Source organism: Sphingomonas fuzhouensis (assembly GCF_034659795.1).
GTDB classification, from domain to species: domain Bacteria; phylum Pseudomonadota; class Alphaproteobacteria; order Sphingomonadales; family Sphingomonadaceae; genus Sphingomonas; species Sphingomonas fuzhouensis.
The window spans coordinates 595457-621489 of record NZ_JAXSQY010000001.1 but is presented as its reverse complement, the minus strand read 5'-3'; the positions used below and the strand labels follow the sequence as shown (position 1 = coordinate 621489).

Here is a 26033-nt window from a genome sequence, read left to right as displayed (position 1 = left end):
CCCGTGAGCGATCCCGCGCGCGGTCAGCGCGGCCGGATCGTCACCCGGCCCAGCAGGCCGCTATCGATATTGCCCATCCCCGCGACGATCAGCGCGATCACCCGCTTGCCCGCGCCCGACGGCAGCGTCGCGGTCATCGGGCCGGGCTTGGGATCGCGCTTCTCGGCGACCAGCTGGCCATCGATCCACAGGCTCGCCATGCCGCCGACCGAGGCGAAGGTCAGCTCGCCCCCGCGCGCCGCCACGGCCCGCCGGGGCGTGACGACCGCGCGATAGACGCGCCAGCCCGCCCCTTCCGCCGGGGTCGGCGTGCCCGCCTGGACAAAGGCCCAGCCATTATTGTCGCTGGCGGCGGGCGCGAGATCGGGCGACGGCTTGGTCGCGAGCAGCGGCGAGCGCCGCCATTCCCGCACATCCATGTCGCCGCTCATTACCGCGACCTGCGCACGCGGGGTCACGCCGAGCCGGTCGAGCTTCAACGTCGCCGGTTTCAAACCCGCGGCGGTCGCGCGGATCGTGATCCGCCCGCGCCCGGTATCCGGCCGCACGATCATCTGGGCGAGGCCGTTGAACAGCGAGCGTTGGTTGCCCTTCTCGGATTCGTGGCTGTTGGGATCGCCATTGCCGACGCCGATGATCGCCCCGCCCTCGATGGTGAAGCGGGTCATCAGATTGGCGGACGGGACATGCCGTCCCTTGGCATCGACCGCATCGATGGTGATCGCCTGCGCATCCTCGGTATCGCCCGCCATCACGGTGCGCGCCGGGGTCAACCGAAGGGCGACTGGCACACCGACCGTCTCATGCGCGGCGCGCGCGACTTCGCGACCGCCGCGATAGGCGATCGCCTCGATCCGGCCCGGCGCATAAGGCACGGTCCACTCATTGCCCATCAGCCGGTCGACCGCCGCCTCGCCCACCGTCTTGCCGTTCAGGCGCAGCACGATCCGCTCGGCATTAGACAGGACCATGACCTTGGTCGGCTTGCCCTCGCGCCCCGGCCAGCTCCAGTGCGGCGCGATCGCAACGACGGGCTGGTCGTCGACCCAGGCGGCACGGTGGATGTCGAAGGCGGTCTTGGGAAAGCCGCACAGGTCCAGAATGCCGAAGAAGCTGGCGATGGTCGGCCATTCATAGGGCGTCGGCTCGCCATGATAGTCGAAGCCGGTCCACACGAACCCGCCCGCGACGTACGCCCGCTCGGCAATCTTCTTCCATGCGCCGCGATGCGTGTCGCCCCAGCTTGCGGCCTCCACATCGTAACTCGATGCGATATGGCGCGCCGGATCGCTCTCGAACGCGCCGCGCGTCATGAAGGCGCTGGTATCTTCCGAGCTGGTCATCGGCTTGGCCGGGTTCAACTGGTGATAGCGGTCGTAATCGCCCTGATAGTAATTGAACCCGGTCACATCGACGACCTGCGCGACGTTGATCGGATTGAAGAACGCGCCGTTCATCGCCGCCGTCACCGGGCGGCTGTCGTCGAGCGCGCGGACCCAGTGCGCCATGCGCTGGACCATCGCCACGCCTGCGGGCGTGCCCTGCATCGGTTCCTCGTTGAAGACCGACCACAGGATGACGCTGGGGTGATTGCGGTCGCGCCGGACCAGCCATTCCAGCTGCGCGCGATATTCGGGCGCCGGATTGAACTGCCGGTTCTCGTTCATCACCAGCAGGCCCAGCCGGTCGCACCAGTCGAGCAGTTCCGGCGTCGGCGCATTATGGCTGGACCGAATGGCGTTGCAGCCCATCGCCTTCAGCCGCTCCAGCCGCCAGCCGAGCAACGCATCGGGGATGGCGGTGCCGACGCCCGCATGATCCTGATGCAGACAGACGCCCTTCAGCTTCACAGACCGGTCGTTGAGGAAGAAACCCTGCGCGGCGTCGAAGCGGATGGTGCGGAAGCCGATCGGCACTCGCCGCTCGTCCGCCACCTGCCCGTCGCGGAGCAGCCGCACGTCGAGCGTGTAGAGCGTCGGCCGCTCGACCGACCACAGCGTCGGATCGGTCACGGGCAGATCGAGCGTCGCGGTGGCTTCGTCGAAGGTCGGCACGGTCGCCTGGGCCTGCCCTTGCGCGACGACCTTGCCCTGCGGGTCGAGCAGCCGCGCTTCGACCGTCACCGCGCTGTCGCTCGGTGCGATGCTGGTCAGTGTGATGGTGACGGGGACATGCCAGCGACCATCGGTCTTGCGCGGATCGCAATGCACGCCGTCGGTCGCGATCGACACCGGCGCATAATCGCCCAGCCAGACATGGCGGTAGAGGCCAGCGCCTTCATACCACCAGCCCTCCATCGCATCCGCATCGACACGGACAGCAACGACATTGGCCTCGTCCCCGAACCGCGCGAACGGGGTCAGGTCGATGCGGACGGCGTTATAGCCGGAGAAATTGTGCGAAACGACGCTGCCATTGACCCAGATCGTCGCGAAGGTCGCGATGCCGCCGAACTCCAGCTCGATCCGACGACCGCGCAAAGCAGGGTCCAGCCGGAAGCTGCGGCGATACCAGCCGATCCCGCGCGGGCGATAGCCTTGCGCGACATTGGCGGTCTTTACGAAGGGCTGAAACGACGCCCAGTCATGCGGCAGGTCGACCGCCTGCCAGTCACTGTCGTCATAATCGACCGCCGCCGCGCCGCGCGCGTTACCGGCCTTGACCGAGAGATAGGTGGCATTGTGCGTGTCGAGCGGCGCAGGCTCGATATCGCCTTCATGGAACAGCCAGCCGCGATCCATCAGGACGCGCGCGGCATCCTGCACCGGCAGCGCAGGGGGAAGCTGGTCGACCGGCTCGGGCATGGGGAGCGCGCCCGCGCCGTCCGCCGGGCGACGACTGGCGGCGAAGGCCGGGACCGGCGCGATGCCACCCGCCAGCCCGACCACCGCGCTGCCCAGCAGCAGGTCGCGGCGCGCGACCGTCATGCCGCGACCGGCTCCGCCGAGGCGATGCGCGTCTCGACCGGCTTCAGCGCGGCGTCGAGCATGACCCAGTCGGCGCGCAGACCCTTGGCCAGCGCCCCGCGCTCATGCGAAAGGCCCAGGAACGCCGCCGGATTGGTCGCCGCCAGCACCGCCGCCTGATCGACGGTGATGCGCAGCTGCGCGACCGCATTGGCGACCGCCGAGCCCATATCAAGGTCCGATCCCGCCAGCGTGCCGTCGGTATAGGTGCACTTGCCGCCCGACACATCGATATGACGGCCGTGCAGCACGAAGTCCTTCTCCACCGCGCCGACCGAGGACATGGCATCGGTGACGAGCATCAGCCTGTCGAACGGCCGCGCCTTCAGCGCCAGCCGCAGCATCGGCGCGGAGACGTGGAAGCCGTCGATGATGAGGCCGCTATAGGGACGCGGATCGTCGAGCGTCGCGCCCGCCAGCCCCGGAACGCGCTGCTGCATGGCGGGCATCGCGTTGTAGAGATGGGTGATGCCGGACAGCCCGGCATCGAACACCGCCATCGCCTGTTCGTAGCTCGCCTCGCTATGCCCGGCGCTGACCAGCACGCCCGCTTCGACCAGACGGCGGATCGTCTCGACCGGCACCCGCTCGGGTGCGATGGTCAGCATGACCTTGCCCTTGCGCGGGCGGGTCAGGACGGCGACCATCTCCTCGTCCAGATCGCGGAAGCGCGTCGGATCGTGGATACCCTTGCGGGCGGGGTTCAGCACCGGCCCTTCGACATGGATGCCGACGATGCCGGGCACCTTGGCCTCGATCGCCTCATCGATCGCGTCGAGCGCACGGGCGATCCGGTCGGGCGTCTCGCTGACCAGGGTCGGCAGCATCGCGGTGGTGCCATAGGCCGCATGCGCCGCCGCCATGGTGGCGATGCCGTCCACGTCGAGGCGATCGTTGAACAGCACGCCGCCGCCGCCATTGACCTGCGTGTCGATATAGCCCGGAACGACCCAGCCGCCGTTCAGGTCGATCGCGTCCGACGAACCCTCGACGGCACCAATCGAAGCGATACGATCGCCGTCGACGATGATCTCCGCACCCGGCAGGACGCCGCCCTGGGTCGCGACATGGCCGTTGACGAAACGGAAACGGGTCATAGCGTGCGGGTCACTTTCTGAAGATGCGGCGGCGAGTCAGGGTCCATGCCACGGGCGAGCGCCAGCGCCTCGACCATGCGGTAGAAGCTGGCGAGCATCGCGATGGGCTCCAGCGCGGGGTGCCCGGCGACCATGGGCAGCGCACCGCCCTGCCCCGCCACGAACGGCTTGGCGCCGCGCTGCGCGAACTGGTCGGCCACCGCCTTCACATCCTCGCCCGCCACGTCGGAGGTGGCGAAGCCCAGCACCGAATAGCCCGGCTCGACGATGCGCATCGGGCCGTGGCGCACTTCGGCGGCGCTGAACGGCTCGGCCTGGATCGAGCAGGTTTCCTTGAGCTTGAGCGCGGCTTCCTGCGCCACGCCATAGCCATAACCGCGACCCAGCACGAACATCTGGCTGAGGTCGCGAAGCCCCTCGACCGCAGGCGACCAGTCGAGGCCCAGAGCCTGTTCGACCTGCCCCGGCAGATCGGCGAGCGCCGTTTCCAACGCCTCGTCTCCGGCCCAGGCGGCAGCGAGCTGCGCCAGACCTGCCAGCGCGGTCAGGCAGGACTTGGTCGCGGCAACGGCCTTTTCCGGCCCGGCCGACAGCGGTAGGAAGGTGTCCGCGCCGGTCGCCAGCGGCGACTCTTCATCGTTCACGAGCGCGACGATATGCGCGCCGCCCGCCCGATACGCCTCGACCGTCGCCAGCAGGTCCGGGCTGCGCCCCGACTGCGAGATGGCGATGACCAGGGCGCCTTGCACCTTCATCGGCGTCTCGAAGATCGACGCCACCGAGGGGGCCGCCGACGAGACCGGCACGCCGGTCTTGGTCTCCAGGATATACTTCCCATAGGTCGCGGCGTGATCCGACGACCCACGGGCGATGGTGACGATCACCGGCGGCGGGGCGGCACGCAGCCGCTCCGCCAGCGCCTTGACGGTCGGCGCATTGCGCGCGAGCAGCCGGGCGATCGCCTCCGGCGCCTCCCCCGCTTCCGCTCCCATCAGGGTGCTGGTCCCCGCACGACCGGCGGTCATCACTTCAGACATCGGTTAACTCCGCGACGAAATCATAGGCATCGCCGCGATAGAAGGACTGGGTATATTCCACCGCCCGTCCATCGCGTAGAAATCCGCGCCGCTCGATCAACAGGCCCGCATGGCCCGGATCGACATTCAGCATCTTGGCATGGTCCGCGCCGAACGGCACCGCGCGCAGCCGCTGAAGCGCGCGCACCGGCCGATGCCCGGACCGCTCCAGCGCGGCATAGAGCGAGCGGTCGACCGCCTCGATCGACGGCAGCGCAAAGCCCGCGATCGTCGAAATCTCGATCGCCATCGGCACCTCGTCGGCAAAGCGCACACGCTGGAAACGATAGACCGGCGCGCCCGGCGACAGGCCCAGCGACAGCGCCTCCTCGGGCGTCACCGTACCCGGTGCACGGCTGACCCACTGGCTGCTCGGCGTGCGGCCGCGCGCGATCATGTCCTCGGAAAAGGAGGAGAGCTTGGAGAAGCTCTTTTCGACACGGCCCGCAACGAAGGTGCCTGCCCCGCGACGGCGGGTCAGCAACCCCTCTTCGACCAGGCCACCGATCGCCTTGCGCACCGTGATCCGCGATACGTCATATTCGATCGCCAGATCGCGCTCGGCGGGGATCGCATCGTCCTCGGCCAGCACATTGTTGGTGATCGCATCGCGCAACAGTTGCTGAAGCTGGAGGTACAAAGGCGCGGGGTTCCCCTTTCGGAAGGAGCCGACCTGCGCCGAGAATGTCATGGCCGCGCCATCCCCCTTTGCGGGCCCGTCGCTCATGCCGCGCCTCGCTTCGCCATCAGGCTTATCGCAGCCACCCCAAGCGAGCAATAGGTATTATATTTGGCATACATTGGCTTTTATCCTTCCCCTATTTCACGCCGGATCGCGGCGATGCGATCGGCACTAGTCCGACGCCTCGGCCCCACCGCAAAGCCCATCGCGGGCACTCGCGAATCCACCCAATCCTCGCGCACGCTGGCCGAGGCGTGCACCGCATCGACTCCGGTCCGGGCGATCAGCGCCGCCACATTCTCGGCCGAAACGCCCGAGCCCGCGATGATCGACAACCGCCCGCGCGCCGCCTCGACCATCTCGGCGATCACCGCCGCGCCCTGTTCGGCGGTCGCTGCACCGCCCGAGGTCAGGACATGGTCATAACCGAGCCCGGCCACCGCCTCGACCGCCGCGACGGGGTCCGCGACCAGGTCGACCGCGCGGTGCAGCACGATCGCCAACCCCGCCGCTGCATCGCGCCAGCGCGCCAGAACGTCCAGGTCGAGCCGGTCGTCATCGGCCATCGCACCGACCACGACACCAGCCACACCCATATCCACCATTCGTCGAATCTCGTCCGTTGCCAGTGCGATATCGGCGTCATCGAAGCGGAAGTCGCCGTCACGCGGCCGGACCATCGCATGGACCGGCACCCCCGATGCCACCGCATGCGCGACAAGCGCGGCCGATGGCGTCAGCCCGCCCAGCCCAAGCGCCCCGCATAGTTCGATCCGATCGGCCCCCGCCGCAACGACCGCTGCCACGCCATCCGCATCATCGACACAGATTTCCAGCAGCGCGGCGCCACGTCGGACCGGTGATATGACCATCTTGAACATCCCCCGGCACCTATGCCCTGCGCGACGCGGTGACGCCCGCGCTGCCCCTGACAGGCGTGGCATTTAAGCAGCACGCCGGACAATACGCCAGTCCAATGGTCCCATGAAGCAAACGTCACATTTTTTCCGTTTACGGACCAATGTCAGTTTGGTTACAAGTTGGTAGTCAAAGCATATGGTATAAAATGCTTACCGGGGAGGACGCCACCAATCCCCCCTGTCGTAACGATAAGAGTACGCGCGGTGGCGCGGCGATAAGATTTTGGGGGATTTCAACATGTTGAGCTATCGCAGCTTGATCCTGACGGCGACCGCGCTCGCCGGGCTTCAGGGCACCGCCTTCGCCCAGACCGGCGACGCCGCAACCCAGACCACACCGACTCAGACCGCGCCGAGCAGCGACCAGACCGATACCAGCGGCGACGTGGTCGTCACCGGCATCCGCCAGAGCCTGCGCAACGCCATCAACGTCAAGCGCCAGGCCAATGCCGTGGTCGACGTGATCACCGCCGAGGACGTGGGCAAGTTCCCCGACCGCAACGTCGCGGAATCGCTGTCGCATATTCCGGGCGTCAGCATCGACCGCCGCTTCGGCGAGGGTGAGAAGGTCGCGATCCTCGGCACCGACCCCGCGCTGAACCGCATGCTGCTCGACGGCCATGCGCTCGCCTCGGCCGATTGGGGTGGCAACGACAATGACCCGTCCAGCCGCACCTTCAACTATTCGCTGCTCGCGCCCGAGCTGGTCGACCGGCTGGAAGTCTACAAGTCGCCGGAACCGCGCATCGAGGAAGGCAGCCTGGGCGGCACGGTGATCGTGCGCACCCGTCGCCCGCTCGACCTGAAGGCCAATTCGGTCTTCGCCTCGGGCGGCTATTCGTACAATGACCGGTCCGACAAGGGCAATATCCGCGGTTCGGGCCTGTATAGCTGGCACAACAAGGCCGACAATTTCGGCTTCCTGGTCGCTGCCACCTATGACAAGCAGAAGCTCACCCGCGCCGGTGTCGAGTTCTTCGGCTATCAGAGCGGCGCCGACTTCTTCCAGAAGGACGCCAACGGCAACGTGCTGCGCGACGCCAGCGGCCAGGGCATCTTGAAGAGCCCGAACGCCACGATCACCGGCGGCACGAAGAACGACCTGATCAACGCGGTCGCTCCGTTCGGCATCAACTATGCCTATTTCCAGCAAACCCGCGAGCGCGCCAGCGTGTCGGGCACGGTGCAGTATCGCCCGGCCGACAATCTGACGCTGACCCTGAACGGGCTGCACATCGACGGCAATTACAACAATTACAGCCAGTCGATGTACACCATCCCGGTCGCCTGGACCGGCAATGTGCTGCAGACCGCCAATGTCAGCAACGGCGTGGTCAACGCGGCCAGCTTCGGGGCCGCGACCAACCAGTCGTCGCAGCTCGACACGCTGGTCCGCAAGTCCAAGCTGAAGACCGACAACCTCAACTTCTTCGCCGACTGGGACGGCGATGACGGCGCGAAGGTCAGCTTCGCGGGCGGCTGGTCGCGCGCGACCGGCGGCCGCAATCCCGAATATCTGTTCAACGTGCAGACCAAGCTGCCGTTCAGCTATTCCTTCGGTCCGAAGTCGGCGACGGTCAACTATGTCGGCGACCTGACCAATCCGGCCAATTATTTCACCAACCCGAACAACAACCCCGCCACGATCGAGGGCCGCCCGGTCATCATCAACGGGCAGCAGCTGAACGCCGCGCAGATCGGTGGTCTCGACTATAGCGTCACGACCGATCGCGACATCTATGGCGGCTATGACGCGACCATCCCGGTCGAGTTCGGCCCCTTCACCCAGATCCTGCTGGGCAGCCGCGTGACCGACCACGTCAACCGGCTCGATGCGCGTGGCATCAACACCTATATGACCACGTCGATGACGGTGAACCAGCTGGGCGTGCCCACGCTGGTCACCCCGGCGGGCGTGTTCGACGGCACCGGCGGTTCGGGCAATGCGACCCAGTATCTGAACCTGCCCGACCAGGCGGTGATCGACATCCTGGCCAAGGCGATCAACAGCCCGCTGGTCAACAAGATCGGCGCCTCGACCCGCGTGCGCGAAACCGTGATGGCCTCGTACATCCAGGCGAATTTCGACCAGGGCGGCCTGCGCGGCAACATCGGTGGTCGTCTGGTCTATACCCGCGACCAGTCCAGCTATGCGGTGACGCAGAGCAACCTGGCCAATCCGGTGCCGGTCCCCACCACCACCACGACCGATTATCTGAAGTTCCTGCCCAGCGTGAACGTTGCCTATTCGATCAACCCGCAGGTGATCGTGCGCGGTGCGGTGGCACGGGTGATCTCGCGTCCGCGCTATGAGGATCTGGCGGCGTCGCTGTCGCTCAACAACGTCACGCTCGACGGCGGCGGCGGCAACCCGAACCTGAAGCCGTACGAGTCGACCAACTATGAACTGACCGCGGAATGGTATCCGCGCGCGGGCACGCTGCTGGCGGTCGAGCTGTTCCGTCGCGACATCTCGAACTACATCATCAACACCCGTACGAATATTCAGTATTTCAACACGCTGCAGAACGCGATCACGACCTATAACGTCAACCAGCCGATCAACGGCGGCAAGGCGACGGTCAACGGTGCGCTGGTGTCGGGTCAGACCGAAATCTGGGGGGGCTTCGGCATCCAGGCGAACTATTCGTACCAGGACAGCTCGACCTCGTCGGTCGACACGACCGGTGCGGCGCTGAACCTGCCGTACCTGTCGCGCCATACGGTCAACGTGATCCCCTATTTCGAAAAGGGCCCGTTCCAGGCGCGTCTGAGCTACAACTATCGTTCGAGCTATTTCCGCACGATCGGTCGCCTGGGTTCGCGTGAAATGGTCGCACCGTACAGCCAGCTCGACTTCTCGGCGGGCGTGGAGCTGACCAAGCAGATCACCCTGACGGTCAACGCGCAGAACCTGCTCGACGAAACCTATTACCAGTATAACGCAACGCCGGACCGTCCGACCGCCTTCTACAAGAACGGCCGGACCTATGCCGCCTCGGTCGCGGTGCGTTTCTAAATTTCCTGCCCCGTGCGGCTTTCCGTGTAGCGGAGAGCCGCCGGACACCTTCCAGCCCGTCGATCCCTTGGATCGGCGGGCTTTTCTTATGGCCTGACTTGGGTCCGTCACGAAACTGCTGCGCACCTGTCACCGATCTGCGACGCGGGCGTAACAGATGACGCCTATGACATTCGGAACGCCAAGCGTGGGGTACCGACGATGCCGATGACCAGCATTCCGATCGAGGGCTCGCTGCACGAAGACGCCGCTATTCTCGACTTCATTCCCCGCGCGCCGGTGACACCGGAGCCGGAGGGCAATGAGCGCCGCCGTTACCGCACCATCTGGATTTCGGACGTCCATCTCGGCACCCGCGGCTGCAATGCCGAGATGCTGATCGACTTTCTCGACCATGTCGACAGCGAGACCATGTACCTGGTCGGCGACATGATCGACGGCTGGCGGCTGAAGAAGAAATTCTACTGGCCCGCCGCGCACAACGACGTGGTCTGGCGCCTGCTGAAGCGCGCCAAGCGGGGCACGCGCGTCGTCTATATCCCGGGCAATCACGACGAGATTTTCCGCCAGTTCACCGGCATGGATTTCGGCGGCATCGCCATCTGTCGCAAGGCGATCCACGAGACGGCGGACGGCCGCCGCCTGCTGGTCCTGCATGGCGACGAGTTCGACGCGATCACGCTGGCGCATCGCTGGCTCGCCCATGTCGGCGACTTCGCCTATACCGCGCTGATGGAGGTGAACCGCTGGGTCAATATCGTCCGGCGGTGGATGAAGCGCCCCTATTGGTCGCTGTCCAAGCACGCCAAGGCCAAGGTGAAGAACGCCGTCGCCTTCATCTCGCATTTCGAGGAAGTCGTCGCCCATGCGGCGGGCGCGCGCGGCGTCGACGGGGTGGTATGCGGCCATATCCACACCGCCGAAATCCGCGACATCAACGGCGTCACCTATTATAATGACGGCGACTGGGTGGAGGGCTGCACCGCGCTGGTCGAGCATTTCGACGGCACGATGGAAATCCTGAACTGGGGCGACGAGATGGAGGCCCGGCGAAGCAAGCCAGTCGTCGCCGCCATCGCCGCTTGACAGGAAAGGAGTAGGCTGGATGCGGATCGCGATCGTCACCGATGCCTGGTCCCCGCAGGTCAACGGCGTGGTCCGCACCCTGCAATCGGTGACCGCCGAACTCCGTGCGATGGGCCATGCGGTCAGCGTCCTGTCGCCCGATCTGTTCGCGTCGGTCCCCTGCCCCACCTATCCCGAAATCCGCCTCGCCTTGCCGGGCCCCGGTGCGATCGGGCGGGCGCTGAGCGGGTTCGGGCCCGATGCCGTGCATATCGCCACAGAGGGGCCGCTGGGCCTGCTCGCGCGTCGCTGGTGCCTGAGCCGGGGCCTGCCCTTCACCACCGCCTATCACACGCAATTCCCCGACTATGTCGCGGCGCGGGTGAAAGCGGTCAGCCCCGAATTCGTCTGGCGCTATGTCCGCTGGTTCCATGCGCCCTCCGCCGCGATCCTGGCCTCGACGCCCAGCGTGGCGGCGACGCTGGCCGCGCATGGCCTGCCGCAGAACCGGCATTGGGGACGCGGCGTCGATACCATGCTGTTCCGCCCCGATGGCCTGCGCGATGCGACAGTCGCGGCGCTGCCCGGCCCGGTACAGCTCTATGCGGGCCGTGTCGCGGTCGAGAAGAATATCGCCGCCTTTCTGGAAACCCGGACGCCCGGCACCAAGGTCGTGGTCGGCGATGGCCCCGCCCGTGCAGCGCTGGCCGAACATTATCCCGAGGTCCACTTCCTGGGCGCGAAGTTCGGCGAGGACCTGGCCGCCATCTACCGCGCGGCCGATGTCTTCGTCTTCCCCAGCCGCACCGACACCTTCGGGCTGGTGATGATCGAGGCGCTCGCCTGCGGCACGCCGGTCGCCGCCCTGCCGGTGCAGGGCCCGCTCGACGTGCTGGTCCCCGAGGTCGGGGTGATGGACGACGCGCTGGACCAAGCGATCGCGGCCGCCCTGACGCGCGATCGCCAGACATGCGCCGCTTATGGGCAGGGTTTTTCCTGGCGGGCCAGCGCAGAGCAGTTCCTGGCCGCGCTCGCCCCGATCGACCGGCCCCTGAGAGCGGCGGCATAAAATCCTCTCCGGCACGGAGAGGTGGCAGGCGAAAGGCCTGACGGAGGGGGGCTTCCCCACGGGATACCCTTGCGGCACGCCCCCTCCACCACCGCTGCGCGGCGGCTCCTCCCCATACCGGGGAGGATTTAGATGTTCACCCAGATCAACCCATGAAACACGTTTAACGGGTTGAACGCCCCATGCCCGGCATGTCATGCAGGGGTTCGCGCGATTCGTGGCGGTGCCGCTGCCCTGTCGCTGGTCTGCCGGTCGTGCCGCCCGTCGCCATGGCCACTCCAACCGCTGCACCCGAAAGGTCCCCGATTGGACGTCATCACGCTCAGCCTTATCCTCCTCCTGTCGGTGGTGTTGAGCGGGCTCGTCTCGCGCCTACTGCCCTCCGCCCTGCCGCGTCCGCTGGTGCAGATCGCCCTGGGTGCGGTGATCGGCGGGATCGCGCAAATCCGCGTCGAACTGGAGCCCGAAATCTTCTTCCTCCTGTTCGTGCCGCCGCTGCTCTTCCTCGACGGCTGGCGCATTCCGAAGGACGAGCTGTTCCGCGACGCGGGGGCGATCCTGGGGCTCGCGCTGGGGCTGGTGTTCCTGACGGTGCTGGGCATGGGGCTGTTCATCCACTGGATGATCCCGGCCATGCCCTATGCGGTCGCCTTCGCGCTGGCCGCCGTGGTGTCGCCGACCGACCCGATCGCGGTGTCCGCCATCGCGCAGAAGGTGCCGATCCCCAAGCGGATGATGCATATCCTGGAGGGGGAGTCGCTGCTCAACGACGCGTCGGGCCTGGTCTGCCTGCGCTTTGCGGTGGCGGCGGCGCTGACCGGCACCTTCTCGCTGGCCGAGGCCGGGCTGACCTTTGCATGGATGGCGGTGTCGGGCGTCGGCCTGGGCGTCGCCATCGCCTGGGGCACGATCACCGCCAAGAGCATATTTGCCCGCCGCTTCGGCGACGATAGCGGATCGAACATCCTGGTCAGCCTGCTGATCCCCTTTGCCGCCTATATGGTCGCCGAGCATGTCGAAAGCTCGGGCGTATTGGCGGCAGCGGCGGCGGGCATCGCCATGTCCTTCACCAATGTCTCGTCGGGGGTGAAGGCCGCCACCCGCATCCGGCGCCAGGCAGTGTGGGACATGCTGCAATTCACGCTGAACGGCATCATCTTCGTGCTGCTGGGCGAGCAACTGCCGCAGGTGTTCGCGGGCGCGCGCGACACGGTGATGCTGACCGGGCATGACAGCCTGTGGTGGCTGGGCCTTTATATCGTGGCGATCGTGGCCGGACTGGGAGCATTGCGCTTCGCCTGGACCTGGGTCGCGCTGCGTCTGACCCTGTTCCGCCAGCGCCATAGCCCACAGCGGACCAGCCCGCCACGCCGGGTCATCACCGCCATGTCGGTGGCGGGTGCACGCGGCGCGATCACGCTGGCCGGTGCGCTCACCCTGCCGCTGACGCTGGGCGACGGCACGCCCTTTCCGGCGCGCGATCTGGTGATCTTCCTGGCGTGCGGCGTCATCCTGTCCTCGCTGGTCATCGCCAGCCTGACCCTGCCGCTGCTACTGCGCGGGCTGGCCTTGCCTGCCGAGGATGCTGTCAGCGAGCTCGACCGTACCCGCGTCGCCGCCGCCAAGGCCGCCATCGCCGAACTGGAGCGGCTTCAGCACGAAATGGCCGAGGGGCGCGACGATGCCGACCAATATGTCGAGATCGCCTCGCGCCTGATGGACGGCTATCGCAGCCGGATCGACACGCTGGAGGGGGATATCGACTCCGATGCCCGGCGGTTCGAGGAGATCGAGCGGACCATGCGACTGGCGGCGATCCGGGCCGAGCGGCGGGTGGTGTTCGACCTGCTCAACGCGCGCACCATCGGATCGGACACGGCGCAACGGCTGGGCCGCGAGCTTGACCTGGTCGACACCCGCCTGTCCGCCGGACTGAAGTAACGCCGCCCTGTTTTTGGCCTTGCGCGGGGCCAGGAATATCGTGTCTTCTGAAGGCGAACGGGGCGGCATCAAGGGGGTGGGATGCACGAAGACGTCGGACAACATTGCCTGAATTGCGGCACGTCGCTCGTCGGGCCCTATTGCCATGCCTGTGGCCAGTCGACGCATATCCACCGCACGCTGGGCGCATGGTGGCATGATTTCAGCCACGGCGTCCTGCATATCGAGGGGCAGGTGTGGCGAACCATGGCGATGCTCGTCACCAAGCCCGGTGCGCTGACCCGCCGTTACATCGCGGGCGAGCGGCGGCGATTCCTGTCGCCGCTGGCGCTGTATCTGTTCAGCGTCTTCCTGCTCTACGTCGCCTATTCGGTGCTGGGCGGCTTCGGCACCTTCCGTCCCGCCGGCACGCAGGACGCCGCGGTCGAACTGCGCGCCGAAGTCGCCAAGGTCGACCAGCGTATCGCGGCGATCGACCGCCAGCGTGCCGCCGCCGTCGCTGCCAAAAGCGATACCACCAAGCTGGATGCAGAGCGGGCGGATCTGATCGAGCAAAAGCGGGGCATGGACTTCACCGCCACCGCCATGGCGCTGGGGGGCGGCGAGGAAACGGACTCCGGCCATGGTGCGCATCAGGAACGGGTCATCACCGGCTGGAAATCGCTCGACGCCAAGATCGTCCATGCCATTCGCGACCCCGAGTTCCTCCTCTTCAAGATGGAGGCGAACGGTTACAAATTCTCCTGGGCGCTGATCCTGTTGTCGATGCCGTTCATGCGATTGTTCTTCCTGTGGAAGCGCGGGCTGGCCATGTTCGACCATGCGGTGTTCGTCACCTATTCGCTGAGCTTCGTCAGCCTGCTGATGGTCGTGATGATCCTGTGGACGAAGCTGGCGCATCTACCCGGCCTGGGGCTGCTGATGCTCGCCTTTCCGGTGCATCTCTTCCTTCAGATTCGGGGCGCCTATGGTCTGGGTTGGCTGTCCGCGCTGCTGATGACGCTGGTCGTCGGCGTCATGGCGGCGGTGGTATTGTTGATCTGGATCATCGGCTTGCTCGCGCTTGGCATGGCGCATTGACGCGCCAATCCATTGCAGTCGCGCCGCGATAGTCGATCGCCCCAGAAAATGGGTGGACGCCCCCGTTTCACCCCGTCATGATACCAAAACATACCATGAGAATACCGGCGCACGACAAGCCGGTGGATGACGGGGGTGACGGATGGCGAGAAAGAGCCTGGCGCGATCGGGGGCATGTCCCGCTATCATCGCGCGTCCGCGCCGTATGCCCCGTTCTGATCAAAGCCATAGTCTGGCATCCTGCGCGCGGCCGCTCCGGCCCGGCGCAGCGATGCCGCTTTCGGGGAAATCGCTGTGAAACATCGCCTCGGCCTGCTCCTGGCCGCGCTCGCCCTTCCCATGCCCGCGCTGGCCGCGCCCAAAACGGTGGCGACGCTGGACCGCTGGCAGGTGCGGATCGACCCGAAGGACGCCGCCGCCGCACGCGCGCATCCCCAGGCGGCGAACTGGCTGGCCGCCACCGTGCCGGGCAGTGTGCAGCAGGACCTGATCGCCGCCAACATCGTCCCCGACCCCTATAAGGGCGCCAACGAGGCCGCGATCCAATGGGCGGGTCTGACCGGCTGGCAGTATCGCACCAATCTGGACGTGACGCCGGAGATGCTGCGTCGCGATCACCTGGACCTGGTGTTCGACGGGCTGGACACTTTTGCCACCGTCACGGTGAACGGCCAGCCCCTGCTCTCCGCCGACAATGCCCATCGCCGCTGGCGCGCGGATGCCAAGCCGCTGCTCAAGGCCGGGGCGAACGAGATCGTCGTCACCTTCGCCTCGCCGATCAAGACGCTCCAGCCCATGGTGCTGGCCGAGAAGAACCCGCTGCCTGGCGAATATGACTCGCCCTATGGCGACGAGCCGAAGGGCAAGCAGACCTCGCCCTATATCCGCAAGCCGAAGTACCAGTACGGGTGGGACTGGGCGCCGCGCATCGTCGATATCGGCATCTGGCGCCCCGCCCGGCTGGAGGCCTGGGACGCCGCGCGCATCGACAACCTCCGCATCGAGCAGGAAGCGCTGACCGATGCCGAGGCGCGCATCCTCGCCCGAGCCTCGGTGGTCGCCGACCGCGCGCAGACCGGGCGCATGGACGTGACCGTCACCGGCCCCGACGGCCGCCGCATCCGGGTAAAGCGCGATGTGGCATTGCAGGCGGGCGAGAATGACGTGGTCGTCCCCGTTTCGATCACCCGCCCACAGCGCTGGCAGCCGATCGGTTTCGGCGCGCATCCGCTCTATACGGTCGACGCCACGCTGGCGGGGGCGGACTCGACGCAGAAACGCACCGGCCTGCGCACGGTCGAACTGGTCCGCAAGGACGGCAGCTTCGGGCTGAAGATCAACGGCAATGTGATCTTCGCCAAGGGCACCAACGTCATCCCGTTCGACGCCTTCCCCGCCCGCGTCCACGCCGCGACCGAACGCGCGCTGCTCGAAAAGGCGGCCGCTGCGAACATGAACATGGTCCGCATCTGGGGTGGCGGCTATTATCCCGAAGACAGCTTCTACAATGCCGCCGACGAACTGGGCCTGATGGTCTGGCAGGACTTCATGTTCGGGGGCGCGGTGACGCCCCCCGATGCGAAGTTCCGCGAGAATGTCCGTATCGAGGCCGAGGAACAGGTCGCGCGCCTGCAATCGCATCCGTCGCTGGTCATCTGGGCGGGCAATAACGAAGTATTGTCGGGCTGGGAAAACTGGTCGGATCGCAAGGCGTTCAAGAAGGCGGTCGGCCCGGACGAGCAGGAGCGGATCGGCACCGGCATGGCCGTGCTGTTCGATCGCGTGCTGCGCGATGCCGTCATCAAATACTCGCCCGGCATCCCCTATTGGCCCGGCTCACCCTCGACCGATTATGAAGGGCCGACCGACACCGACAAGGATGGCGACCGCCATTTCTGGGATGTCTGGTCGGGCTCCAAGCCGATCGAGCGCTATACCGACAGCTGCCCGCGCTTCATGTCCGAATATGGCTTCCAGGCCTTTCCCGACCTGTCGACCATCGCGACCTTCGCCGATCCGGCGGACTTCCGCATCGACAGCCCGGTCATGAAGGCGCACCAGAAGTTCCTCAGCGGAGAAGGCAATGAGCGCATCACCTTCTATCTGAAGCAATATTACCGGACCCCGCGCGACTTCGCCGATCTGGTCTATCTGTCCCAGGCGATGCAGGCGCGCGCCATCGGCCTCGCCGCACGCCATCACCGCGCCTGTCGCCCGGTGACGCTGGGTTCGCTCTACTGGCAGCTCAACGACAGCTGGCCCGCGATCAGTTGGTCGAGCATCGACTGGACCGGGCATGACAAGATGCTCCAGCATGAGGTCCGCCGCTTCTTCGCGCCGCAGACCATCGTGGCGGAAACCAGGCCCGGCGCGACCCGGATCGCGCTCGTCTCTGATGCGACGACACCCAAGCCGCTCGGCTGGCGCGTCACCGGCTATACGATGGACGGCCGCAAGCTGGGCGCCCAATCGGGTAGCGTGACCATGGCCGCCGCCTCTGCCAGCGATGTCGCGATGATCCCCGACGCCACCCTGTTCACCGACGCCGCACCGGAGAGCAGCTATGCCGTTGCCGAACTGTTCGACGGCGACACGGTCATCGCACGTCAGATCGTCGAGCGGAAGGTGCCGCGCGACATGCTCTACCCCGCGCCCGGTATCACCGCCCGCTGGGCGGGCAAGCAGCTGACGTTGACCGCGCGCAATCTCGCGCGGCAGGTGCAGGTCAGCTTCGGCATTATTCCCGCCGAGCCCTCCGACGACGGGTTCGACCTGTTGCCCGGCGAGAGCATCACGCTCACCATTCAAAGCGACGCCGACGCCGCCACGCTGGCGCGCACGCTTGCCATCTACACCCTCGGTCCGAAGGACGCCCAGTGATCCCCTTCCTCCTCCTCGCCGCCGCCGGTCAGGCCGCCACCCCCGCCCTGCCGCCTGAGGCGCAGAAGCTGACCGTCGAACAGAAGGCGGCACAGCTGGTCAACGAAGCGCCCGCCGAGCCCGCGCTGAACCTGCCCGCCTATGACTGGTGGAGCGAGGGACTGCACGGCATCGCGCGCAACGGGCCTTCGACCGTGTTCCCGCAGGCGATGGGCATGGCCGCGACCTGGGACACCGATCTGATCCAGAAGGTCGGCGATGTCGTCGCGGTCGAGGCACGCGCGAAGTTCAATTCCAAGCCGCTGAACGCCGATCGCGGCCTCTATCAGGGGCTGACCATCTGGTCGCCCAACATCAACATCTTCCGCGATCCGCGCTGGGGCCGGGGTCAGGAAACCTATGGCGAAGACCCCTTCCTCACCAGCCGCATCGGCATCGCCTTCGTGCGCGGCCTGCAAGGCCCGGACCTGAAGCACCCCAAGGTCATCGCCACCGTCAAGCATATGGCAGTCCATTCCGGCCCCGAGGGCGGGCGCGACAGCTTCGACGTGATGGTATCCCCGCGCGATCTGGAGGCGACCTACCTCCCCGCCTTCCGCGCGACGGTGACCGAGGGCAAGGCGCTGTCGCTGATGTGCGCATACAACGCCATCCACGGCACGCCGCTATGCGCCAATCCGACGATGCTGACCCAGCGGCTGCGCACCGACTGGGGCTTTAACGGGCTCGTCGTGTCGGATTGCGATGCGGTCGGCAATATCTGGATGTTCCATCATGCGCAGCCCGATGCACCCGCAGCAGCAGCGGCAGCTTTGCGCGCCGGAACCGACCTCAACTGCGGCAACACCTATCGTTCGCTGCCGGAGGCTCTGAAGCGCGGCCTGATTACCGAGGGCGAGATCGACACCGCGCTTGCTCGCGCGCTGGCGGTGCGGCGGATGCTGACCGTGGATTCCCCGTGGAACCGGATCAAGCCGAGCGAGGTCGGCACCGCCGCCCACCGCGCGCTGGCGCTGGAGACGGCGCGCAAGGGCATCATCCTGCTGGACAATCCCAGCGACCTGTTGCCGCTCAAGGGCAAGAAACTCGCGGTGTTCGGCGCGGATGCCGATGACCTGGGCGTGCTGGAGGGCAATTACCACGGCACCGCGATCAACCCCGTCACCCCGCTCGACGGCATCCGTGCCAAGTTCGGCCGCGATGTCCACTATGCGCAAGGCTCGGTGCTGGCCGAGAGCGCGTTCGTCGGCGTGCCCGAAACCGCGCTGTCGGCGGACGGCAAGCCCGGCCTGACGGTCGAGACGATGGGCGCGAACGGCCAGTGGACCGCCGCCGGTCGGGATCGCCGCATCGACTTCAACTATACCAAGACCGCGCCCTTCCAGCGTCGCTGGACCGGCACGCTGACCCCGCCGGGTCCGGGCCAATACAAGCTGCGGCTCGACGGCCCCGCCTGCTGGCATGCCTGCCCCGCGCATGACACGGTGAAGCTCTATATCGACGACCAGCTGGTCGTGGACGATGTGATCGGCGGCAAGAAGCTGGAAACCACGATTGACGGCTCCGCGCCGCGCCGCATCCGGGTCGAGATCGATCACAAGGGCGGTGACGAGGGCCTGCGCCTACAATGGCTGCCGCCCGCCGAGGCGCTGACCGCCGAAGCGTTGAAGGTCGCCGGGACCGCCGACGTGCTGATCGCGGTCGTCGGCCTGTCCCCCGATCTGGAGGGAGAGGCGCTGGGTGTCTCGGTCCCCGGTTTCGCAGGAGGCGACAGAACCGAAGTCGTCCTGCCCGAGCCGCAGCGCAATCTGCTCGCCGCGCTTCAGGCGACCGGCAAGCCAGTGGTCGCGGTCGTCATGTCGGGCTCGGCCGTCTCCCTGGGCGACTTCAAGCCCGCCGCGACGCTGGCGGCCTTCTATCCAGGCACCGAGGGCGGCACCGCGCTGGCCGAGATCTTGGCCGGTGACGTGAACCCGTCGGGCCGCCTGCCCGTCACCATCTATCACTCGACCGCCGACCTGCCCGCCTTTGCCGATTATGGGATGAAGGAGCGGACTTATCGCTACTTCACCGGCAAGCCCGCCTGGGGCTTTGGGCACGGCCTGAGCTATACCAAGTTCGACTATGGCCAGCCGACCGTCACCACCAGCGTCGCGGTCGGCCAGCCGGTCGATGTCGCGGTGCAGCTGCGCAATATCGGCCAGCGTGCGGGCGAAGAAGTGACGCAAGCCTATCTGGTCCCGCCCGCGACCGACGAGAAGCTGGTACTGACCGACCCCGTGCTGCAACGCCAGCTGGTCGGCTTCACCCGTGTCGCGCTCAAGCCGGGTCAGGCGGGCACGGCGCGCTTCACCATCGACCCGCGCATGATGAGCCAGGTCTGGCGCGACGGCACCCGCCGCATCCTGCCGGGCACCTACAAGCTCTATATCGGCGGTGGCCAGCCGGGTGACGGCGCGGGCCAGTGGACCCAGTTCACCGTGACCGGCCAGGCGCAGGACTTGCCCAAGTGACGCCGAACCGTCGTGAACTGATCGCCGGGGCGGCTGCATTCGCCGCCACCCCGGCCTTTGCCGCCACGCCCTCGCTGGTCAGCAAGCGTCCGCCGGTCGCCGACCGCCGTTTCGTGTCCAAGGCGGTCGAGGCGGAGATCACGCGTGTCTCCAAGCTGATCGCCGATCCGACGCTGCGCTGGATGTTCGGCAACTGCTATCCCAACACCCTCGACACCACTGTCCTGTCGCTGGGCGAGGTGAACGGCAAGCCGGACGCCTTCGTCATCACCGGCGACATTCCATGCCTGTGGCTGCGGGATTCGGCGGCGCAGCTGCGGCCCTATCTGCATCTGGTAAAGCGCGACCCGGCGCTGGGGCGGCTGTTCCGCGGGCTGATCGGGCGGCAGGCGCGGTCAATCCTGATCGATCCGTACGCCAACGCCTTCATGCAGGACCCGACCGCCAAGACCAACCTGAGCTGGGCGCTGCACGACGATACCGAGATGAAACCGGGCGTCGCCGAGCGGAAGTGGGAGATCGACTCTCTCTGCTACGCGATCCGGCTGGCCTACGGCTATTGGCGAGAGACGGGCGACACCACGCCGTTCGACGCGGAATGGAAAGCCTCGGCGCGCCTGATCGTGAAGACCTTCCGCGAACAGCAGCGCAAAGAAGGCCCCGGCCCTTACCGCTTCCGCCGCTCCGCGCCCGAGCCGACCGAAACGCTCTATCGCGGCATCGGCCTGCCCACGCGACCCAACGGCATGATCCATTCGGGCTTCCGCCCCTCGGACGATGCCTGCCTCTACAGCCAGTTCGTGCCCGCCAACCTGTTCGCAATGACGACGTTGCGCGAACTCGCCGCGCTGTCGAACGCGGTCAGCGAACCGGCGCTGGCGCAGGAGGCGACTGCGCTCGCCGCCGAGGTCGAGGCCGCGCTCAAGCAGCATGGCACGATGACGCTGCCGAACGGCGAGCGGGTCTGGGCGTTCGAGGTCGACGGCTATGGCAATGCCGTCTTCATGGACGACGCCAATGTGCCGTCGCTGTCGGGCATGGCCTATCTGGGGTGCGTCGATCCGGCCGATCCGCTGTGGCAGCGGACGCTCGCGGCGTGCTGGGGCAAAGACAATCCCTGGTATTTCGAGGGCAAGGCGATCAGCGGCATCGGCGGCCCGCACACCGGGCCGGGCCAGGTCTGGCCGATGTCGGTGATCGTCCGCGCGCTGACCTCGACCGACCCGGCGCTGCTCCGCGCCAGCCTATCGATGCTGCGCGGATCGCAGGGCGGTACGGGCTTCATTCACGAAGGGGTCGATATCAACGATCCCACCAAGTTCACGCGCGACTGGTTCGCCTGGGCCAATGGCCTGTTCGGCGAGCTGATCGTGCATATCGCAGCCACCCGGCCGCAGGTTCTGCGGGAGACATTTGCATGATTTTGACCCGCCGCTCGCTCCTCGCCGGGACCGCGCTTGCCGCCCTTCCCATTCGCGGCGTGATGGCCACGCTGCCGCCGCTGCCCGCTAGGCCGAACCTGTTCGTCGGCACCGGCGGTGACGGGCATACCTATCCGGGCGCCGTCCTGCCCTTCGGCATGGTGCAGTTGAGCCCCGATACCGATGTCGAGCGCTGGGACACCTGCTCGGGCTATCATCACGGTGACAGCTCGATCATGGGGTTCAGCCATACCCATTTGTCGGGCACCGGCATCGGCGACATGCTGGACGTACTGGTCGTGCCGACGCGCGGTGCGTTGAAGCTGGTCGCGGGGCCCCTCTCCAACCCCGATGAAGGCTATCGCCAGCGTTACTCCGACGAGCAGGCAGAGCCAGGTTACTACCGGGTGAAGCTGGAATCCGGTGTGCTGGCCGAACTCACCGTGACCGAGCGGACCGGCTGGCATCGCTACACCTATCCCAAGGGGCCGGGCCATGTGCTGGTCGACCTGTCGCACCTCGTCCTCGACAAGAGCGACGCCAAGCCGCTCATCACCGATGCCGAAATCACGGTTGAGCCGGACGGCACGATCACCGGCACCCGCCGCGTGTTCCGCTGGGCCAAGGGGCGACGCATCTTCTTTGCGATGCAGCTGTCGAAAAAGCCCAGCCGCATCCAGCTTTATGGCGACGGCGATGCGCCTGCGAACGGCACCGCCGTCAAGGGCAACCGGCTGAAGGCTGCCTTATTCTTCGACGAACTGGGCGATGCCCCATTGCTGATCCGCTGCGGCATCTCGGCGGTCGATGTGGCGGGGGCCAAGGCGAACCTTGCCGCCGAAGCGAAGCACTGGGACTTCGACCGTACCCGCCGCGCCGCGATGACCCGCTGGGCCGAGACGCTGGGCGGCGTCCGGGTCGAGGGCGGGACCGAGGATCAGCGCACGATCCTGGCCTCGGCCAATTACCACACGCTGATCGCGCCCACGCTCTTCTCGGACGTGGACGGGCGTTATGCCGGGCTGGACGGACAGGTGCACAAGGCGCCCGCCGGGCAGTTCGCCTACAGCACCTTCTCCACCTGGGACACGTACCGGGCGCTGCATCCCTGGCTGATCCTGACCCAGCCCGCCCAGGCCAAGAAGCTGATCGACGACATGATCCGCCAGACCCAGCAAAGCGCCTATGGCCCGCCGGTCTGGACGCTGCAGGGCAAGGAGACGGGCATCATGATCGGCTGGCACGGCACGCCGATCATGGCCGAGGCGATGGTGAAGGGCATTCCCGCCGATTACGCCGCCGCCTGGCCCGGCATCGCCAAGCGCAGCTTCGACTTCTCCGCGCCCGATCTGGACAATAGCAAGGGCCGCGACCTGTACGACGCCAAGGGCTATGTCCCCGCCGATATCTGGTGGGAAAGCGTCAGTCGGACGCAGGAATATGCCTATGACGATTGGGCCGCGTCACACATCGCGCGTCGCGTCGGCCAGACGGCGCAGGCCGATCGCCTGCTCAAGCGTTCGGGCAACTGGCGCAACGTTATCGATGGCTCGATCGGCTTCGCCCGCCCCCGCTTCAACGACGGCAGCTGGTGGAAGGATTACGACCCCGTCCAGCTCGGCCATATGCCCAAGCCCTGGTGGCGCGACTATACCGAGGCGAATGGCTGGCAGGCGACCTTCCTGAACCAGCACGACATTTACGGCCTGATCCGCCACATGGGCGGCGATACGAAGTTCGAGGCCAAGCTGGACGAGCTGTTCAGTGCGCCCTCGACCCTGCCCAAGAATGCGCCGCCCGACATTTCGGGTCTGGTCGGCCAATATGCCCATGGCAACGAGCCGGACCAGCATGCGGCCTATATGTACGCCTATGTCGGCGCACCCTGGAAAACCCAAGCCATGGTCCGCCGCCTGCTGACCGAGATGTACAAGAACGCGCCCGACGGCATCATCGGCAATGACGATTGCGGCCAGATGAGCGCGTGGTTCCTGTTCTCGTCGCTCGGCTTCTATCCGGTCGATCCGGTCAGCGGAGCCTATGTCTTCGGCGGCCCGCTGTTCGACCGCGCGCAGGTGGCGATGGGCGGTGGCAAGACCCTGGTCGTCGAGGCCAAGGGCAACGGCCCGGACGCGCCGTACGTCCAGTCGGTGACCTGGAACGGTCGCCCCTGGACGAAGAGCTGGATCGACCATGCCACCCTGTCGAAGGGCGGCACCCTGTCCTTCACCATGGGGGCCAGGCCCAATCCCGCCTTTGGACGCGATCCCAAGGACCGCCCGCCCTCCTTCGACCACCAGCCCGCCTGATCCCTCCCGGAGCCGCATTGCAGATGACCGATTTCTCCCGCCGCGCCGTCCTTGCCTCCGGGCTCGTCGCCTCCGCCGCGCCCGCCTTCGCGCAAAAGGGGGCGGGTGCGCCCGCGCCCTATGGTGCGGTGCCCTCAGCGCGGCAGTGGCGCTGGCATCAGCGCGAGCAATATGCCTTTGTCCACTTCGCCATGAACACCTTCACCGACAAGGAATGGGGATATGGCGACGAAGACCCCAAGATGTTCAATCCCAGCGACTTCAGCGCGGATCAGATCGTCGCGGCGGCCAAGGCGGGAAACCTCAAGGGCATCATCCTGACGGCGAAGCATCATGACGGCTTCTGCCTATGGCCGACCAAGCTGACCGAACACTGCATCCGCAACTCGCCCTATAAGGACGGCAAGGGCGATATCGTCCGCGAGATGTCGGACGCCTGCAAGCGGGGCGGGATCGCGTTCGGCATCTATCTGTCGCCCTGGGATCGCAACCGCGCCGATTACGGCCACCCCTCCTATGTCGACTATTATCGCAAGCAGGTGGTCGAGCTGTGCACCGGCTATGGCGAGCTGTTCGAATTCTGGTTCGACGGTGCCAATGGCGGCGACGGCTATTATGGCGGCGCGCGCGAGACGCGGCAGATCGATGCGCCCAAATATTATAACTGGCCCTCGATCATCGCGCTGGTTCATCAGTATCAGCCCATGGCCTGCACCTTCGATCCGCTGGGCGCGGACATTCGCTGGGTCGGCAATGAGGACGGCATTGCCGGCGATCCCTGCTGGCCGACCATGCCCGACCATCCGTATGTCCAGTCGGAGGGCAATTCGGGCGTGCGCGGAGGCGCGTTGTGGTGGCCCGCCGAGACCAACACCTCGATCCGGCCCGGCTGGTTCTATCACGCCGACGAGGACTCCAAGGTCCGCAGCCCCGAAAACCTCGTCGGCTATTTCGACACCTCGGTCGCGCGCGGCACCAATATGAACCTCAACCTGCCGCCCGACCGGCGCGGGCGCATTCCCGATCAGGACGTGAAGATCCTAAAGAGCTTCGGCGACGCGATCCGCGCCAGCTTCGCGACCGACCTGGCGCAGGGCGCAGTGGCGAGCGCCAGCCATGTGCGCGGCAAGGGGTTTGAGGCCGCCAAGGTGCTCGACGGCCAACGTGACACCTATTGGTCCGCGCCGGACGGCGTGACGACGCCCAGCCTGACGCTCGACCTGCCGCCGGGACGCAGCTTCGACCTGATCCGCATTCGCGAATATCTGCCGCTCGGCGTGCGCGTCACGCGCTTTGCGGTCGATGCGGAATCAAATGGTCAGTGGAGCCAGCTTGCCGAGCATGAGTGCATCAGCGCGCAGCGGATCATCCGGCTGCCCGCGCCCATCACCGCGCGGCGCGTTCGCCTGCGCATCATCGAGGCCCCCGTATGCCCGGCAATCAGTGAGGTCGCGCTGTTCCAGAGCGTCGCGCCGGTGCCCGTCCCCGCCATCGTGTCGAGCGACCCGACGGTGATGGACACGCGCGGCTGGACCATCGTCTCGGCCACCGCGCCGGGCGCGGACAAGCTGCTCGACAATGACGCCAAGACCATCTGGGTCCAGCCCGCCCCCACGCCCGGCAAGCCGGCCAGCGTGACGATCGACATGGGCAAGACCCAGGATGTCGCGGGCTTCAGCCTGACCCCTTCGCGCCAGGTGATGATCGATGCCGCCCCGCCGCGCGGCTATGTCGCGGAGACGAGCCTCGACGGCAAGAGCTGGACCCCGGCGGGCGCGGGCGAATTCTCCAACATCGCCTATGCGTTGTCGACTCAGCGCCTGCCCTTCACCAGCGTCCGGCCGGTCCGCTATCTGCGGCTGACCTTCGCGGAAATGTCCAAGCCCGCGCAGAAGCTGGCGATCGCCGGGATCGGCGGCTTCACCAAGCGCTGATCCATCCACCCCGTCGCGGTGGAAAAGCTGCCGCGATGGGGTGGAATCCCTTTCTTGTGCG

Annotated in this window: 15 protein-coding genes; 10 read left to right on the top strand and 5 right to left on the bottom strand. The window is 66.7% G+C overall.

All coding sequences use genetic code 11. From position 1 onward, the window contains the following. Positions 1-23 precede the first annotated feature (23 nt). The 5 genes from galA to U1H82_RS02900 form a co-directional block, all read right to left on the bottom strand. Positions 24-2927, bottom strand: a complete 2904-nt coding sequence (gene galA, locus U1H82_RS02920; RefSeq protein ID WP_322963438.1) for a beta-galactosidase GalA — start codon at positions 2925-2927, stop codon at positions 24-26. After that, on the bottom strand, positions 2924-4063 hold the full coding sequence (gene nagA, locus U1H82_RS02915) for an N-acetylglucosamine-6-phosphate deacetylase (protein WP_322963437.1): 1140 nt from the start codon (positions 4061-4063) through the stop codon (positions 2924-2926). Before nagA ends, galA begins: the two co-directional genes overlap by 4 nt. Continuing rightward, complete coding sequence (locus U1H82_RS02910) at positions 4060-5100, bottom strand: SIS domain-containing protein (protein WP_322963436.1); 1041 nt, start codon at positions 5098-5100, stop codon at positions 4060-4062. Before U1H82_RS02910 ends, nagA begins: the two co-directional genes overlap by 4 nt. Further along, entirely contained in the window at positions 5093-5830 is a 738-nt protein-coding gene (locus U1H82_RS02905) for a GntR family transcriptional regulator (protein ID WP_322963771.1), read from the bottom strand. Before U1H82_RS02905 ends, U1H82_RS02910 begins: the two co-directional genes overlap by 8 nt. Positions 5831-5946: 116 nt before the next feature. Then, positions 5947-6702, bottom strand: coding sequence for a copper homeostasis protein CutC (locus U1H82_RS02900; protein ID WP_322963435.1), 756 nt, complete (start codon positions 6700-6702; stop codon positions 5947-5949). Between the two features lie 277 nt (positions 6703-6979). Here U1H82_RS02900 and U1H82_RS02895 point away from each other — a divergent pair, with 277 nt between their 5' ends. From U1H82_RS02895 to U1H82_RS02850, 10 genes are all read left to right on the top strand, one after another. Further along, entirely contained in the window at positions 6980-9760 is a 2781-nt protein-coding gene (locus U1H82_RS02895) for a TonB-dependent receptor (RefSeq protein ID WP_322963434.1), read from the top strand. Between the two features lie 201 nt (positions 9761-9961). After that, the gene (locus U1H82_RS02890) at positions 9962-10846 is read left to right on the top strand and encodes a UDP-2,3-diacylglucosamine diphosphatase (RefSeq protein WP_322963433.1); all 885 of its coding nucleotides are present in this window, start codon (positions 9962-9964) and stop codon (positions 10844-10846) included. A gap of 19 nt (positions 10847-10865) precedes the next feature. Beyond that, positions 10866-11894, top strand: a complete 1029-nt coding sequence (locus U1H82_RS02885) for a glycosyltransferase family 4 protein (protein ID WP_322963432.1) — start codon at positions 10866-10868, stop codon at positions 11892-11894. 306 nt (positions 11895-12200) lie between these two features. Continuing rightward, complete coding sequence (locus tag U1H82_RS02880) at positions 12201-13835, top strand: Na+/H+ antiporter (protein WP_322963431.1); 1635 nt, start codon at positions 12201-12203, stop codon at positions 13833-13835. An 81-nt stretch (positions 13836-13916) separates the two neighbouring features. Continuing rightward, on the top strand, positions 13917-14915 hold the full coding sequence (locus U1H82_RS02875) for a DUF3667 domain-containing protein (protein WP_322963430.1): 999 nt from the start codon (positions 13917-13919) through the stop codon (positions 14913-14915). Positions 14916-15209: 294 nt separating this feature from the next. Next, positions 15210-17795 (top strand): beta-mannosidase, encoded by a 2586-nt coding sequence (locus U1H82_RS02870; RefSeq protein WP_322963429.1) that lies wholly within the window; start codon positions 15210-15212, stop codon positions 17793-17795. Continuing rightward, the gene (locus U1H82_RS02865; protein ID WP_322963428.1) at positions 17792-20308 is read left to right on the top strand and encodes a glycoside hydrolase family 3 C-terminal domain-containing protein; all 2517 of its coding nucleotides are present in this window, start codon (positions 17792-17794) and stop codon (positions 20306-20308) included. Before U1H82_RS02870 ends, U1H82_RS02865 begins: the two co-directional genes overlap by 4 nt. Then, a complete protein-coding gene (locus U1H82_RS02860) occupies positions 20305-21729 on the top strand; it encodes a glycoside hydrolase family 125 protein (protein WP_322963427.1) in 1425 nt (474 codons plus the stop codon). The genes U1H82_RS02865 and U1H82_RS02860 overlap by 4 nt, the downstream gene beginning before the upstream one ends. After that, positions 21726-24038 (top strand): GH92 family glycosyl hydrolase, encoded by a 2313-nt coding sequence (locus U1H82_RS02855; protein WP_322963426.1) that lies wholly within the window; start codon positions 21726-21728, stop codon positions 24036-24038. Before U1H82_RS02860 ends, U1H82_RS02855 begins: the two co-directional genes overlap by 4 nt. A gap of 23 nt (positions 24039-24061) precedes the next feature. Next, positions 24062-25972: an alpha-L-fucosidase gene (locus tag U1H82_RS02850; protein WP_322963425.1), complete on the top strand. Its 1911-nt coding sequence runs from the start codon at positions 24062-24064 to the stop codon at positions 25970-25972. Positions 25973-26033: the final 61 nt, after the last annotated feature.

Bases quoted from the DNA above. Each gene is read 5' to 3' on its own strand.
- U1H82_RS02895 (WP_322963434.1), top strand. From the start codon at position 6,980: ATGTTGAGCTATCGCAGCTTGATCCTGACGGCGACCGCGCTCGCCGGG.
- U1H82_RS02885 (WP_322963432.1), top strand. From the start codon at position 10,866: ATGCGGATCGCGATCGTCACCGATGCCTGGTCCCCGCAGGTCAACGGC.
- U1H82_RS02900 (WP_322963435.1), bottom strand. From the start codon at position 6,702: ATGTTCAAGATGGTCATATCACCGGTCCGACGTGGCGCCGCGCTGCTG.
- U1H82_RS02890 (WP_322963433.1), top strand. From the start codon at position 9,962: ATGCCGATGACCAGCATTCCGATCGAGGGCTCGCTGCACGAAGACGCC.
- galA (WP_322963438.1), bottom strand. From the start codon at position 2,927: ATGACGGTCGCGCGCCGCGACCTGCTGCTGGGCAGCGCGGTGGTCGGG.
- U1H82_RS02850 (WP_322963425.1), top strand. From the start codon at position 24,062: ATGACCGATTTCTCCCGCCGCGCCGTCCTTGCCTCCGGGCTCGTCGCC.
- nagA (WP_322963437.1), bottom strand. From the start codon at position 4,063: ATGACCCGTTTCCGTTTCGTCAACGGCCATGTCGCGACCCAGGGCGGC.
- U1H82_RS02855 (WP_322963426.1), top strand. From the start codon at position 21,726: ATGATTTTGACCCGCCGCTCGCTCCTCGCCGGGACCGCGCTTGCCGCC.
- U1H82_RS02875 (WP_322963430.1), top strand. From the start codon at position 13,917: ATGCACGAAGACGTCGGACAACATTGCCTGAATTGCGGCACGTCGCTC.
- U1H82_RS02905 (WP_322963771.1), bottom strand. From the start codon at position 5,830: ATGACATTCTCGGCGCAGGTCGGCTCCTTCCGAAAGGGGAACCCCGCG.
- U1H82_RS02910 (WP_322963436.1), bottom strand. From the start codon at position 5,100: ATGTCTGAAGTGATGACCGCCGGTCGTGCGGGGACCAGCACCCTGATG.